Raw genomic sequence first — 14239 nt, forward strand, 5'->3', positions numbered from 1 at the left:
GGGCAATCATGCATCGCTGGGTCCTCCACATCGACATGGACGCGTTCTACGCGTCCGTCGAACAGCTGACCCGGCCGACGCTGCGGGGCCGGCCGGTGCTGGTCGGCGGCGTCAGCGGCCGTGGAGTCGTCGCCGGCTGCTCCTACGAGGCCCGCGCCCACGGCGCCCATTCGGCCATGCCGATGATGCAGGCCAGACGGCTCATGCCGCCTGGCGCCGTCGTCGTCGGCCCCCGCAAGGGCATCTACGGACCCGTGTCGCGGCGGGTGTTCTCCATCATCCGCGACCGGGTTCCCGTGGTCGAGCAGCTCAGCGTCGACGAGGCGTTCATGGAGCCCGCCGAACTCGTCGGCGCCGACGCCGCGACGGTGGAGGAATGGGCCCAACGGCTGCGGGCCGACATTCGCGACCAGACGGGCCTGCCGTCGTCGATCGGGGCGGGGCCGGGCAAGCAATTCGCCAAGATCGGTTCGGGGCTGGCGAAACCGGATGGGGTCTACATCATCGAAAGGTCCCGGCAGCACGAACTGCTGGACCCGCTGCCCGTCGGCAAGCTCTGGGGAGTCGGGCCGGTGTCCGAAGCCAAGCTGAAGGCGCAGGGCGTGGAAACCATCGCCGACTTCGCGGCCCTCAAGCCGCGCGACGTGGAACTCACCCTGGGGCGCACGGTCGGGCCCGCGCTGCAGCTGCTGGCCCGCGGCATCGACGACCGGCCGGTGAAGGAACGGGACATCGCGAAGTCCATTTCCGCCGAATACACCTACCCGCGCGACCTCGAATCCATGGCGCAGGTGCATTCGGCCATCGAGCGCGCCGGGCACAAGGCCCACGGGCGGCTGCTTTCCGACGGCCGCGGCGCCCGCACCATCACCGTCAAGGTGCGGTTGTCCGATCTGAGCTTGCACACGAGGTCGGAGACGCTGCCGTACGCGACGCAGGACGCGGAGACGCTGCTGTCGGTGGCCCACCGGCTGGCGTTCGACCCGGCCTCGATCGGTCCGGTGCGGCTGGTGGGCGTGGGACTGTCCGGACTCGACGCGACGATGCAGTCGGTTCTTTTCCCGGAATTGGATCGCGGCCACGTCGTGGAGGACACCGTCCCGGGCCTGGCCGACGTGCCCGCCGGGCTGGTGGAGCTCACCGGCGACGGCACGCTGCCCACGTTTCGCACCTCGGATTCGAAGTGGGCGCCGACCTCTGACGTCCACCACCCCGAATACGGGCACGGGTGGGTGCAGGGGGCGGGCCACGGGGTGGTGTCGGTGCGTTTCGAGTCGCGGACGACGGGGCCGGGCCGCGCAATCAGCCTGGCCGAGGACGACCCGGACCTGCGCGAATGCTCGCCGCTGTGCAGCCTCGACTGGGAGGACTGGTTCACCGAGCATGACGACGCCGCCGAATGGGCGGACCAACCGCCCAAGGAAACCGGCGCGCCGGCGGATGCCGCCGACCCCGGGGCGACGGGCGAAAACCCGGAGGCCCGGAACCCGAATCCCTAGAACAGGGTCTGCGGGTGCACGCCGGCGGCGATGGCGGCGGCGAGGATGATGCGCGCCTGCGGGGCATGGACGCAGCCGGAACCGACGACGCCGCGGGCGGCCAGCGTCGCGCCACCGCCGGCGCCGCCGTAGCTGCCGTGGACGTCGCCGCGGGGCACGCGGGTGCACATGACCACCGGGATGTCCGCCTCCAGCGCGCGGCCGATCGCCGCGGCCATGTCGGTGCCGACGTTGCCGGCGCCCATGCCCTCGACGACCAGGCCCGCGGCGCCGGCGTCGACTGCGGCGTCGACGAACGTCCCGTCGCTTCCGGCGTGCGCGGCGATGATGTCCACGCGGACGTCGGAAAGCTCCTTGAGGGGCAGGGGAGCGGGGCGCACCGGATCCTCGGGGGCGTTGGTGGCGAAGCCCAGCTCATCGGTGGTGTGCCACTTCACGGCGCCGCGCACGGGCAACACCGCGTGGCCGAAGACGATGAGCACGCCGATGCCGCGGGCGGAGGCGTCCATCGCCACGACCATGGCCTCGAAGAGGTTGTTCGGGCCATCGGCCTCCGGGTGGTCGGCCGGTTTCTGCGAGCCGGTGAAGACGACCGGACGTTCGTCGGCGTGGAAGACGTCGACGGCCATCGCAGTCTCCTCCATCGAGTCCGTGCCGTGCGTGACGACGATTCCGTCGACGGAGGGATCGGCGAAGACCTCGTGGATGACGGCGTTGAGTTCGTCGACGTCCGCCAGGGTCATCGACGCGGAGTCGAGGTGGGCGACTTCGCGGACCTCGATTTCGACGGAACCGGCGGGGAACCGGTCGGCGATCGGACGGACCAGCGATTCCCCGTCGAGGGTGGGCAGCAGATGCCCCTGTCGGTCGCTGGTGCAGGCGATCGTTCCGCCGGTGGTCAGGACGACGAGGCGGGCGGGCGTGGCATCGGTGTCGGACATGCGCTCCACTCTACGGAGGTGCCGACGGGTGTAGAATCGTCGGGCGTACCGAATAAACCGGAAACACCGCCAAAGGATCCCGGGCCCGGCCGTCGGCCCGCCCGGTCCGATGAGGAGTGACATGAAGTTCCACCGAAGCCTGACCGCGACGCTGATCGCGGGCGTCACCGCACTGAGCCTCGCGGCGTGCGGCGATGACGGGGAGGGCACCGACGAGTCCACCTCGGCCACCACGACGTCGACGGCGGAGGTTGCGGCGTTCCCGACGGCCATGGAGCTCAACGACATCCTGGCCCGCGCCACCGACCCGAACCTGCCGATCGAGGAGAAGACCCAGACCGTCGAAAACGGCGAGGAAGCCGCGGAGCTTTTCGACGTCATGACGCGCTCGAAGGAGGAGTCGGGTGCGACCCTCGAGGTCGTGGAGCCGGTGCTGCCCGGTTACACCCCCGACTCCGTGCTGGCGGGCGTGAACTTCATCCTGCCGGAGCAGGAGCCCCAGCTGATCGAGAGCGTCGAGTTCCGCAACGTCGACGGCCAGTGGAAGCTGTCGCAGACGTGGGCGTGTGAGCTGGTGAAGAACGTCGCCCCGGACCAGGTGCCGCCGATGTGCCTGCCGGAGGGCGTCGAGCCCCCGCCGCCGGCCGAGGAGGACCCGGCCGCGCCGGACGCTCCGCCGGCCGAGCCCGCGCCGGATGCTCCGCCGGCTGAACCGGCTCCGGAAGCCCCGCCGGCCGAGCCCGCCCCCGAGGCTCCTCCGGCTCCGGAGGCTCCCCCGGCCGAACCGGCCCCGGAGGCCCCGCCGGCCTAAGTCCGGCTACTTGCCGAACTGCACGGCCCGGTGGAACTGCTGGACGATGCGGGCATCGGGGCCCATGCCGTCGCCGGTGTCCGCGTCCGTCCGCTCGCCGTAGGTGATCGTGGTGACGTAGTCGATGAGGCCCGCGGTCGGCAGCGGAGAGCCGAGGTCGATGGACAGCTCACCGGTGCGGGTCTCGGTGCCGGAGTCGACGACGTGCAGGGTCAGGCCGTCGCCGGCGTCGAGCGCGGTGACGGTGGGGGACTGTTCGACCTCGACGTCGAGCTCCACGTCGTCTCCGTCGCGGGACTCGAGGGTGAAGGTCAGCGTCTGGCGCTGCGAGGAATCGCCGCCGACGTGGCTTTCCACGGTCCAGACCGCGCCGGGGGCGATGGGCTCGGAGGGGAAGACGATGGGCAGCCGCGCCCATTGCAGCAGCGCCGCCTCGGTGCCGGCGCGGGCGGTGTCGGTGGACTCCTCGGGGGCGCCGACGCGCAGTTCGAGCATGCGGCCGGCGGCGTCGCCGTCCCACATCGCCACGAACCCTTCGGCGGTGGCGATGTCGTCGTTGAGTTCGGCGTTGGAGCCGAAGGGCACGCCGAGCTCGGCTTCGGCGGAGCGTTCGTCGCCGGTGCCGGAGGCGGTGACGGTGACGGGCATCTCCAGGCGGGTGTCCGGGGTCGTGGAGTTGGCCGACTCGTCCGCGCCGTCGCCCTCGGCGCGCTGGGTGAAGCCCTGGGTGACGATGATCGACGTTTCCTGCGTCGCCCCGTCATCGGCCCATTCGACGACGTCGGCGGCACCGTCGCCCGCGTCGACGAGGGTGACCGTCGGGATTTCCAGCGGCACCGGGGCGGTCTCGGGCGTGGAGTCGGAGCCGCAGCCCGACAGGACCAGGCCGGCGGCGAGCAACATGGGGGCAAGGCGACGCATCTTCACCCGGTCCAGGCTACCTTCGCCGGGCCGTTGGCCCCGAACGGGGGACATGGGCGATGATGGGCGGGTGACCAATTCCCGCACCCCAGGATCAGCGACGAGTTCCCCGCCCGGCCCCGCCCCCGCTCGGCGGTGGTCGGATCGGCGCCCGAAGCGCGGGCTGCTGGCCGCGACGGTGGCGGCGGTGGCCGTGGTCGACCAGGTGACGAAGATCATCGCGGTCGACGCGTTGGAGGGCGAGCCTCCGGTGGACGTGATCGGGCAGTGGTTCCAGTTGACGCTGCTGCGCAACCCCGGTGCGGCCTTTTCCATGGGCACGGAGTCGACGTGGTTGTTCACCACGATCCAGATCGCGTTCATCGTCGCCGTGGCCGTCGGTTCGAAGTGGCTGCGCACGCCGTGGCCGGCGGTGTCGGCGGGGCTCATCGCCGGTGGCGCGGCGGGCAACCTCATCGACCGGCTGTTCCGCGATCCGTCGTTTTACTTCGGGCACGTGGTCGACTTCCTGTCGGTGCGCGGTTTCGCCGTGTTCAATCTCGCCGATGCCGCGATCACCGTGGGCGTGATCATGTTGGCGGCGTGGATCATGTTCTCCTCGGACGTCGACGAACTCGTGGGGGATTCCGCGGACGAGGGCGACGGGGATGAGGCGGGCGCCGTCGCAAAGCGTGACGACGACCAGCTGGACGCCGACCACCGCGAGCGAGGGGAGAGTGGCGTCGATGCGTGAGACCAGGCAAATGCCCGTGCCGCCGGGGTTGGCGGGGATGCGCGTGGACGCCGGGCTGGCCAAGCTGCTGGGCCTGTCGCGCACCGCGGCCGCCGAGCTGGCGGCAGCCGGAGACGTGCAGATCGACGGTGCGACCGTCGGCAAATCGGACCGGTTGCAGGAAGACGCGTGGCTGTTGGTGCTGCTGCCCGAGGTAAAGGCGCCGTTGATGCCCAAGGAGGAACTCGTCGAGGGCATGGACGTGCTCTACCACGACAGTGACCTGGTGGCCGTGCACAAGCCCGTCGGCGTCGCCGCCCACCCGTCGGTGGGGTGGACGGGGCCGACCGTCATCGGTGGCCTGGCCGCGGCGGGGTTCCGCATCTCCACGTCGGGCCCTCCGGAGCGGCAGGGAATCGTGCAGCGCCTAGACGTCGGGACCTCCGGCGTGATGGTCGTGGCCTGCTCCGAACGCGGGTACTCGGTGCTCAAGCGGGCGTTCAAGAACCGCGAGGTGACCAAGACGTACCACGCGCTGGTGCAGGGCCACCCCGATCCGTCGTCGGGCACCATCGACGCCGCCATCGGCCGGCACCCGTCTGCCGGGTGGCGCTTCGCCGTTCGCCGCGACGGCAAACCCGCGGTGACGCACTACAAGACCCTGGAGGCCTTCGCCCCCGCGACGTTGCTGGAGGTCGGGCTGGAAACCGGCCGCACCCATCAGATCCGCGTGCATTTCTCCGCCCTCAACCACCCGTGCTGCGGCGACCCGATGTACGGCTCCGACGAGGCGCTGTCCGAGAAGCTCGGCCTGACCCGCCAGTGGCTCCACGCGGTGTCCGTCGGGTTCCGGCACCCGGCCGACGGGCGCTGGATGGAAATCGACTGCCCGTACCCCGATGACCTGCAGCACGCCCTCGACGTGCTGAGGGCGCAGTGAGCCGCCACCGGGCCCCGGAGCCCGAGAAGAAGTCCGGCGAGGGCGTCGGCCCGGTCGCGGCGGCCATTTCCCTCGTGTGCGTGATCGGCCTGGCCGTCGTGCTGGTGGTCATGGCCGGGTCCGACCGGGTCCACGGCCCCATGAACGTCAACGGCGACGTCGTCGGCGTCGAATCCGGCGAGCCCCTCGCCGACTATGCGGCGCGTGCCTCGGAGTCGCTGCGCACACCGCCGCCGCTGGCCGACGGGTCCACCGCCGACGTCAACGCACGCCACTGGGCGCTGGTGTCCTTCGACCCGCCGGCCGACGCCGCCACCGCCGCAGCCGCCGTCGACGGCATCGACGGGTTGCGCGTGGGCACGATGTTCGTCGGGCCAACCGTTTCGCGCAGCCTGCCCGAACCCGTCGCCGGCACCACCCGCGCCGACGTCTTCGCCCGCGAACTCGACCTGATCGGACGCTCCGCCGGAATCGCCGCCGAGGGCGACCACGGCGTCGGGATCACCGGCCTGCTCGTGCGCGGCACCCTCGGCCAGCTCCGGTCGATCGAGGGCCGCCCCGGCGTCGTCGCCGTCGAGGCGCTGGCCGCCGACGCGGTCATCGGGCGTTTCGGCGTCCGGCCGCTGCCGCTGCCCGAACCGGAACCGGCACCCGATATGGTGGCGCCGTGATTCAGACCTTCCTCGCTTATCTGCTGTGGGGCGGGTTCCCCCTGTATTTCCCGCTCCTGCAACCGGCCGGTCCGGTGGAGATCCTCGCGCACCGGTTCGTGTGGACCCTCGTCGTCATGGCCATCCTGCTGCTGGTCATGCGCAAGTGGCGGGAGCTGCGCGAAGCCTCGGCGCGGACCTGGCTGGTCGTCGCGGCGGCGTCGTTCGTCATCGCCATCAACTGGGGCGTGTACGTCTACGCCGTCAACACCGGCCACATCGCCGAAGCCGCGTTGGGTTACTTCATCAACCCGCTGGTCTCCGTGCTGCTGGGCGTGGTCTTCCTCAAGGAGAGCCTGTCGCCGCTGCAGAAGCTGTCGGTGGCCATCGCCACCGTTTCGGTGATCGTGCTGACCATCGGCGTCGGCAGGCCCCCGATCCTGGCCCTGCTGTTGGCCTTCAGCTTCGGCTTCTACGGTCTGCTGAAAAAGCAAGTCCGTCTGTCGGCGACGGCGTCGCTGACGGCGGAGTCGCTCATCATGGCGCCGCTGGCCGTCGCCTACCTGATCTACCTGGGGCGCCAGGGCACGGGCACCTTCACCACCCACGGCATCGGACACGCGCTGCTGCTGATGTCGGCCGGCGTCGCCACGGCGCTGCCGCTGCTGCTGTTCGGCATCGGCGCGAAGAAGATCCCGCTGACCACCGTCGGCCTGATGCAGTACATGACGCCGATGATGCAGATGTTCATCGCCGTCTTCATCGCCGGCGAACACCTCGAGCCCATCCGTTGGGTCGGTTACGTCATCATCTGGGTGGCCGTGGCCGTCTTCGTCGCCGACATCGTGCTGCGCCACGGCCGCACGCGCCGGCGCCGTCGGGTCGAACCCCTCGCCGCAGACGACGACGGGGAGTGACGACGGGTAGCAGCGTCCGCGGCCCGGTGGGTGGCGTCGGCAACCCACCGGGGCTCCACGGCTAACCCTCGAACAGGCCGCGCAGGTGATCGTTGAGGAACACGCCGTCCGGATCCACCCGGCGGCGCAGCTCCGCGACGTCGTCGAAAAGCGGGTACCGCTCGCGCAACTGCTCGGCGCCCAACGTGTGCAACTTGCCCCAATGCGGACGGCCGCCCGCGGCGAGGAAAATCGGCTCGAGCAACTTGAAGTACTCGCGGTAATCCTCGCGGTAGTAGCGGTGGACGGCGATGTACGCGCTGTCGCGGCCGTAGGCGGTGGACAGGGCGACGTCATCGCCCTTGGCGGCGCGGATCTCCATGGGGAACGACACCCAGGCGCGGTGGCGGTCGATGGTGCGGCGTACCTCGTCGAGGACCTCCGGCAGCGACTCCAGCGGCACGGCGTACTCCATCTCGGAGAAGCGGACGCGGCGCGGCGAGACGAACACCTTGTGGGCGTCGTCGACGTAGCGGCGGGTGGTGACGGTCTTCGCGGCGAGGGCGTTGAGGCGGCGGGTCAGCTTCGGGGTGGCCTTCGCCAGCTCGCAGACGGCCATCAGTCCGGCGTTGTTGATGACCTCGTCGGAGATGAACTCCCCGGCCCGGTCCAGCAGGCCGGAGGTGGGGGAGCCGTCGGCGTTTTCGATGCCGGGCAGGCGGGTGTTTTCCTTGACCAGTGCCAAGTCGGTGCCGGGGAACCAGTAGAACTCCATGTGGTCGACGGCGGCGACGCGTTCGGGGAAGGTGCGCCGGACCTCGTCGAAGTCCTCGGCGTGTTCGTCGGCGGCCAGGCGGAACGCGGGCACGCTTTCCAGGGTCAGTTCGGTGAGCACGCCGAAGACGCCCAGGCCCAGGCGGGCCAGGCGGAACAGTTCGCCGGCGACGCCCGGCGCGCCCTCGTAAGCGTGGATTTCCTCGCCGTCGGCGCCGACGATGCGGAAACCCTTGACCATGCCGGCGAAACCGGTGAAGCCCAGTCCGGTGCCGTGGGTGCCGGTGGACACCGCGCCGGCCACCGCCTGCGGGTCGACGTCGCCCTGGTTGGCCAGCGCCAGACCCTGCGGGCGGAGGATGCCGGGCACGTCGCGCAGTCGGGTGCCGGCGCGCAGGGTGATGGTGCCGGCGTCGTCGTCGCGGCCGACGAAACCGGCCATGTTGTCCAGTTGGATCCGGTGGCCGTCGGTGACGGCGACGGGCGTGAAGGAATGCCCCGCGCCCAGGGGGCGCACCGTGCTTTGCGACGACCTGGCGTCACGGATGATGCGGCCGATTTCCCCGGCATCGGCCGGTTGGTGGACGGTGCCGGGCACGCAGGTCTGGGTGCGCGCCCAGTTGCTCCACTGCTTGTCCTTCACGAGTAGATCAGTCCCTTCCCTCGGTAGGTGGCCCAGCGGCCGACGATGGCGCCGTCGGAGACGACGATGGCGGTGTTGGCGTGTTCGGCGGTTTCGCCGGCCTTGGTGTGGCGGAACCACACGGGGGCGCCGATGCGCAGGGTGTGCGCGGCGTCGCCGGTCAGCGGGGTCTGCACTTCGCCGGGGCCTTCGTCCGGGGCGTAGGCCAGGCCGGCGGGGAACACGGGGCTGGGCAGGCGGTCTCGGCCGGCCGGTCCCGACGCGATGCGGCCGCCGCCGGCGACGGTGACGGTGTTCTTCTTCGGGCGCCTGACGACGGGCAGGACGAACCAGCTGGCCGGCCGCAGGGTGAAGGCGCGGTAGTTGTCGAACAGCGTCGGTGCGACGAATCCGGATCCGGCGGCGGCCTCGGTGACGGCGGGTTCCGCGCACGTCGACTCCAGCGAGCCGGTGCCGCCGCCGTTGACCAGCTCGAGCGGGCCGACGACCGCTTCGACGGCGGCGACGACCTTCGCGCGACGGGTCGCCAACTCCTTGCGGGCGAGCTTCTGCATCACCCGGATGGCCGCGTCGCGGGGGCCGGTGCCGGCGTCGCCGACGCCGGCGATGTGGCCTTCGTACATCATCACTCCGATGACCCGCAGCCCCGGCGTGGAATCGACGGCGCGTGCCAGATCGGCCGCCTGGCGGGGCGAGTGCGTGGGCGAGCGCAGCGTGCCGACGTGCACGCCGGGGGCGGGCCGCCACGACGCGTCGACGTCGAGGCACACGCGCAGCGGCGCATCCTCCGACGCGTGGCGGGCCACCGCGGGCAGCTGCTCGGCGGAATCGACCATGATCGCGATGGCGGCGCGGGCGTCGGCGTCGGCGGCCAACTCGGCCAGCGCCTCGTCATCGGCCGTGGGGTAGGCGACGAGGATGTCGTCGCTGATTCCTTCGGCGTGCAGCATGAGCGCTTCGGGCAGCGTATAGGCGAGCACCCCCTGGAAACCGGGCTTTGCCAGGACGTGCTTGATCAGCTCGGGGATCCGCAGCGACTTCGACGCCACGCGGATCGGCGTTCCGCCGGCGCGGCGGAGCATGTCCTCCGCATTGGCGTCGACGGCGTCGAGGTCGACGACGAGGGCGGGCAGGCGCTCGTCGGCGACCGCAGCCCGGAGCCGCCGGGGCACGGGGTCGGATGCGGGGAGGGCCGGTGCATTCATGCGGGGAAGGTTACTCCCCGAAAACGAAAGATGCGGACGAATCGACCAAGATCGTCAACGCCGCAGGGGTGTCGGGGCGGCGAACGCGGTGAAGGTCGACGTCGTAAAGCGAAAAAGCCCCGCATCACCCGACGGTGATGCAGGGCCCGGGCCCGGCGATCGGGCGCCGTGGACGGTTAAACGAGCCAGCTGTAGCGGGTCGCGTCGGTCTCCGAGGAGACGACGTCGCCGTCGGCGAGGTAGCCGGCCGCGACCGGGCGGCGGTCCATCGAGGCGATGGCGTTGTTCAGGGCCTGGGCCGGGAAGAGGGAGTAGACGCCATCGGGCATGGGCGCGAACATCGCATGTCCTTTCCTTGGAGGGGCCGGCCGGGGGATCCGGCCGGGTACGCATCGCCGGAAGTTGCCCCGGCAAAAACGTGAGGATGCGCTCAAGTATGGGGAGGGGCGGGCGAATTGTAAAGTTGCGGCGCAGTGACCTTGCACACGTATCGGAACATGCATATATGCAGGTAGGGGTTGGTTTTTGTTCTAGCTTTGCGGCCATTGGCCCCCGATCCGGGCCACCGCCTACAATCCGGAGCCATGGCCAACTCCAGTTTCGTGCATCTCCACAACCACACCGAGTACTCGATGCTGGACGGGATGGCGAAGATCGACCTGCTGGCCGACGAGGTCTCGCGGCAGGGCATGCCGGCGGTCGGCGTCACCGACCACGGCAACATGTTCGGCTCCAACGCCTTCTACCGGCAGATGAAGGCCAAGGGCGTCAAGCCGATCATCGGCATCGAGGCGTACATGGCGCCGGAGAGCCGCTTCAACAAACAGCGCATCCAGTGGGGCGAGCCGCACCAGAAGGGCGACGACGTCTCCGGCCGCGGCTCCTACCTGCACCAGACCATGCTCGCCGAAAACGTGCAGGGCCTGCACAACCTCTTCTACCTGTCGTCCATGGCCTCCTACGAGGGGCAGATGGGCAAATACCCGCGCATGGACGCCGAGATCATCGCCGAACGCGCCGAAGGCATCATCGCCACCACCGGCTGCCCCTCCGGCGACGTGCAGACCCGACTGCGGCTCGGCCAATTCGACGAAGCGCTCGCCGCCGCCGGAATGTGGCAGGACATCTACGGCAAGGACAACTACTTCCTCGAGCTCATGGACCACGGGCTCGACATCGAAACCCGCGTGCGCTCCGAGCTGCTCGAAATCGGCCGCAAGCTCAACCTGCCGCCCGTGGTCACCAACGACTGCCACTACGTCACCCGCGACCAGGCCAAGACCCACGAGGCTCTGCTGTGCGTGCAGACCGGCAAGACCCTGCACGACCCCGACCGCTTCAAGTTCGACGGCGACGGCTACTACATCAAGTCCGCCGCCGAAATGCGCGACACCTGGGACCACCTGGTGCCCGACGCCTGCGACAACACCCTGCTCATCGCCGAACGCGTCGGCGACTACGACGAAATCTGGGAAGAGCACCCGCATGACCGCATGCCCAAGGCCGACGTGCCGGAGGGCGAAACGCCGACGACGTGGCTGCGCCACCAGGTCATGGAGGGCCTGAAGAAGCGCTTCGAGGGCGCCGAGGTGCCGGAGGAGTACATCCGCCGCGCCGAATACGAAATCGAGGTCATCGACGGCAAGGGCTACCCGTCGTACTTCCTCATCGTCGCCGACATCATCGCCCACGCCCGCGACATCGGCATCAAGGTCGGTCCGGGCCGTGGTTCGGCTGCGGGTTCGCTGGTCGCATACGCCACGTGGATCACCAACATCGACCCCATCGAGCACGGTCTGCTGTTCGAGCGATTCCTCAACCCCGAGCGTCCCTCGGCGCCGGACATCGACATCGACTTCGACGACCGCCGCCGAGACGAAATGATCCGCTACGCCGCCGACAAGTGGGGCGAGGACAAGGTCGCGCAGGTGGTGACCTTCGGCACCGTGAAGACGAAGCAGGCGATCAAGGACTCCGCGCGCGTCCAGTTCGGCCAGCCCGGCTACCAGATCGCCGACCGCATCACCAAGGCCCTGCCGCCGCCGATCATGGCCAAGGACATCCCGCTCTCCGGCATCGTCGACCCCTCCCACGAGCGCTACGGCGAGGCCGCGGAAGTCCGCCAGCTCATCGAAACCGATCCCGACGTCGCGCGGATCTACGAAACCGCCCGCGGCCTGGAGGGAGTGGTGCGCCAGACCGGCGTGCACGCCTGCGCCGTCATCATGGCGTCGGTTCCGCTGCTCGACCACATCCCCATGTGGAAACGCGCCGCCGACGGGGCGATCATCACCGGCTGGGACTACCCGGCGTGCGAGGCCATCGGCCTGCTGAAGATGGACTTCCTGGGGCTGCGCAACCTCACGGTCATCGGCGACTGCCTGGAGAACATCGAGTCCAACCGCGGCGAGCACATCGACCTGGACACCCTCGACGTCGTCGACGACCCGACGTACGAACTGCTGGCCCGCGGCGACACGCTCGGCGTGTTCCAGCTCGACGGCGGCGGCATGCGGGAGCTGCTCAAGCGCATGCGCCCGACCGAGTTCAACGACATCGTCGCCGCCCTCGCGCTGTACCGCCCCGGCCCGATGGGCGTCAACGCCCACTGGGAGTACGCCGACCGCAAGAACGGCGTCAAGCCGATCGTGCCCATCCACCCCGAGCTCGAGGAACCCCTGCAGGAGATCCTCTCCGAGACCTACGGCCTCATCGTCTACCAGGAGCAGATCATGAGGATCTCGCAGAAGGTGGCGAACTACACCGCCGGCCAGGCCGACGGTTTCCGCAAGGCCATGGGCAAGAAGAAGCCCGAGGTGCTCGAAAAGGAGTTCATCAACTTCGAGGCCGGGATGAAGGCCAACGGGTACTCGGACGCGGCGATCAAGACGCTGTGGGACACGATCCTCCCGTTCGCCGGATACGCGTTCAACAAATCGCACGCCGCCGGTTACGGCCTGGTGTCCTTCTGGACCGCGTACCTGAAGGCCAATTACACCGCCGAGTACATGGCTGCGCTGCTGACGTCGGTGTCGGACAACAAGGACAAGTCCGCCATCTACCTGTCGGACTGCCGTCACCTGGGCATCCGCGTCCTGTCGCCGGACGTCAACGAGTCGGCCATGAACTTCCAGTCCGTGGGCGAGGACATCCGTTTCGGCCTCGGCGCGATCCGCAACGTCGGCCGCGACGTCGTCGACTCGATCATCGCCACGCGCCGGGAGAAGGGCGCGTTCAAGGACTTCTCCGACTACCTGGACAAGATCGACACGCTGCCGTGTTCGAAGCGCGTGACGGAGTCGCTGATCAAGGGCGGCGCCTTCGACTCGATGGGCCACCCGCGCAAGGGCCTGACGCTCATCCACGAAGACGCCGTCGATGCGGCGCTGCCGACGAAGAAGGCCGCCGACAAGGGCCAGTTCGATCTGTTCGCCGACTTCGGTGGAGGAGACGAACCCGGCGAGGACGCCGACAACGTCTTCCAGGTGAAGATCCCGGAGGAGAACTGGGAGCGCAAGCACGAGCTGGCGCTGGAACGCGAAATGCTGGGTCTCTACGTGTCGGGTCACCCGCTCGACGGCTTCGAGGAATCGTTGGCGCAGCAGACCGACACGGCGATCACGACGATCGTCGGCGGCGAAGTCCCGCACAACACCGAGGTCGTCATCGGCGGCATCATCTCCAGCGTGGATCGCCGCGTGAACAAGGACGGTCTGCCGTGGGCGATCATCGGCCTGGAAGACCACAACGGCGCGTCGGTGGAGGTTCTCGCCTTCCCGCGCACCTACGCGATGGTGTCCACGCTGGTCGCCGAAGACGCGATCGTGCTGGTCCGCGCCCGGGTCCAGTACCGCGACGATCGCCTGTCCATCGTCTGCGATGACCTGAAGGTCCCGGACCTGGGGCTCAACGGGGCGGGCAGCCCGATCCGGTTGACCATGCGCACCGATCAATGCACGCCGGAGAACATCGCCAAGCTCAAGTCCGTGCTGGTGAACAACAAGGGCGATTCGGACGTGTACCTGAATCTCATGGAGGGCAACAATTCCACGTTGATGGTGCTCGGCGAGCATCTGCGCGTGACCAAGTCGGCGAGCCTGTTCGGCGACCTCAAGGCGACGATGGGCACGGGGATCCTGGGATAGCCCGGCAGAAGGGCCGACTCGCCGGCGCCGTCCCCACAGGAGCGTCCCCACAGGGGGAGGGGGAGGGGACGTCGGTGGCTTCGGCACCGCCGGTCCCGAACC

The 14239-nt window shown here is 69.5% G+C and carries 12 protein-coding genes; 7 read left to right on the plus strand and 5 right to left on the minus strand.

From position 1 onward, the window contains the following. The first annotated feature begins 8 nt into the window (after nt 1-8). Nucleotides 9-1499 carry a DNA polymerase IV gene (locus tag HMPREF3121_RS01945; RefSeq protein WP_070519425.1) on the plus strand — a complete coding sequence of 497 codons (1491 nt, stop codon included), beginning with the start codon at nt 9-11 and terminating at the stop codon, nt 1497-1499. On the opposite strand, the gene HMPREF3121_RS01950 is transcribed toward HMPREF3121_RS01945, so the two are convergent. Continuing rightward, nucleotides 1496-2440: an asparaginase gene (locus HMPREF3121_RS01950; protein ID WP_070519445.1), complete on the minus strand. Its 945-nt coding sequence runs from the start codon at nt 2438-2440 to the stop codon at nt 1496-1498. The genes HMPREF3121_RS01945 and HMPREF3121_RS01950 overlap by 4 nt on opposite strands. Nucleotides 2441-2561: 121 nt before the next feature. Between HMPREF3121_RS01950 and HMPREF3121_RS12535 the strand changes: the two genes are divergently transcribed. After that, nucleotides 2562-3251 carry a WKL family lipoprotein gene (locus HMPREF3121_RS12535; protein ID WP_035122506.1) on the plus strand — a complete coding sequence of 230 codons (690 nt, stop codon included), beginning with the start codon at nt 2562-2564 and terminating at the stop codon, nt 3249-3251. Between the two features lie 6 nt (nt 3252-3257). Here the strand turns inward: HMPREF3121_RS12535 and HMPREF3121_RS01960 are convergent, their stop codons facing one another. Beyond that, the gene (locus HMPREF3121_RS01960) at nt 3258-4178 is read right to left on the minus strand and encodes a hypothetical protein (protein ID WP_141742925.1); all 921 of its coding nucleotides are present in this window, start codon (nt 4176-4178) and stop codon (nt 3258-3260) included. Nucleotides 4179-4242: 64 nt separating this feature from the next. On the opposite strand from HMPREF3121_RS01960, the gene lspA reads away from it, so the two are divergent. From lspA to rarD, 4 genes are read left to right on the plus strand one after another with little or no spacing between them, the layout of a single operon-like run. After that, nucleotides 4243-4905, plus strand: a complete 663-nt coding sequence (lspA, locus tag HMPREF3121_RS01965) for a signal peptidase II (protein WP_246816034.1) — start codon at nt 4243-4245, stop codon at nt 4903-4905. Continuing rightward, complete coding sequence (locus tag HMPREF3121_RS01970) at nt 4898-5824, plus strand: RluA family pseudouridine synthase (protein WP_070519446.1); 927 nt, start codon at nt 4898-4900, stop codon at nt 5822-5824. Before lspA ends, HMPREF3121_RS01970 begins: the two co-directional genes overlap by 8 nt. After that, nucleotides 5821-6495, plus strand: coding sequence for a hypothetical protein (locus HMPREF3121_RS01975; RefSeq protein WP_070519428.1), 675 nt, complete (start codon nt 5821-5823; stop codon nt 6493-6495). Before HMPREF3121_RS01970 ends, HMPREF3121_RS01975 begins: the two co-directional genes overlap by 4 nt. Beyond that, entirely contained in the window at nt 6492-7391 is a 900-nt protein-coding gene (rarD, locus tag HMPREF3121_RS01980; protein ID WP_070519429.1) for an EamA family transporter RarD, read from the plus strand. The genes HMPREF3121_RS01975 and rarD overlap by 4 nt, the downstream gene beginning before the upstream one ends. 61 nt (nt 7392-7452) lie before the next feature. On the opposite strand, the gene HMPREF3121_RS01985 is transcribed toward rarD, so the two are convergent. From HMPREF3121_RS01985 to HMPREF3121_RS12540, 3 genes are all read right to left on the minus strand, one after another. Further along, entirely contained in the window at nt 7453-8787 is a 1335-nt protein-coding gene (locus tag HMPREF3121_RS01985) for a D-arabinono-1,4-lactone oxidase (protein ID WP_070519430.1), read from the minus strand. Then, the gene (locus tag HMPREF3121_RS01990; protein WP_141742926.1) at nt 8784-9992 is read right to left on the minus strand and encodes an alanine racemase; all 1209 of its coding nucleotides are present in this window, start codon (nt 9990-9992) and stop codon (nt 8784-8786) included. The genes HMPREF3121_RS01985 and HMPREF3121_RS01990 overlap by 4 nt, the downstream gene beginning before the upstream one ends. A 176-nt stretch (nt 9993-10168) precedes the next feature. Further along, nucleotides 10169-10333, minus strand: a complete 165-nt coding sequence (locus HMPREF3121_RS12540) for a hypothetical protein (protein WP_168161348.1) — start codon at nt 10331-10333, stop codon at nt 10169-10171. A 243-nt stretch (nt 10334-10576) separates the two neighbouring features. On the opposite strand from HMPREF3121_RS12540, the gene dnaE reads away from it, so the two are divergent. Beyond that, nucleotides 10577-14137, plus strand: a complete 3561-nt coding sequence (dnaE, locus tag HMPREF3121_RS01995; protein WP_070519432.1) for a DNA polymerase III subunit alpha — start codon at nt 10577-10579, stop codon at nt 14135-14137. Nucleotides 14138-14239: the final 102 nt, after the last annotated feature.

It is taken from the genome of Corynebacterium sp. HMSC11E11 (genome assembly GCF_001807025.1).
Lineage (GTDB): Bacteria > Actinomycetota > Actinomycetes > Mycobacteriales > Mycobacteriaceae > Corynebacterium > Corynebacterium freneyi.

Coding starts and splice junctions, on each gene's coding strand:
- HMPREF3121_RS12540 (WP_168161348.1), bottom strand. CDS start 10,333: ATGTTCGCGCCCATGCCCGATGGCGTCTACTCCCTCTTCCCGGCCCAG.
- HMPREF3121_RS01990 (WP_141742926.1), bottom strand. CDS start 9,992: ATGAATGCACCGGCCCTCCCCGCATCCGACCCCGTGCCCCGGCGGCTC.
- HMPREF3121_RS01950 (WP_070519445.1), bottom strand. CDS start 2,440: ATGTCCGACACCGATGCCACGCCCGCCCGCCTCGTCGTCCTGACCACC.
- HMPREF3121_RS01970 (WP_070519446.1), top strand. CDS start 4,898: ATGCGTGAGACCAGGCAAATGCCCGTGCCGCCGGGGTTGGCGGGGATG.
- HMPREF3121_RS12535 (WP_035122506.1), top strand. CDS start 2,562: ATGAAGTTCCACCGAAGCCTGACCGCGACGCTGATCGCGGGCGTCACC.
- dnaE (WP_070519432.1), top strand. CDS start 10,577: ATGGCCAACTCCAGTTTCGTGCATCTCCACAACCACACCGAGTACTCG.
- HMPREF3121_RS01945 (WP_070519425.1), top strand. CDS start 9: ATGCATCGCTGGGTCCTCCACATCGACATGGACGCGTTCTACGCGTCC.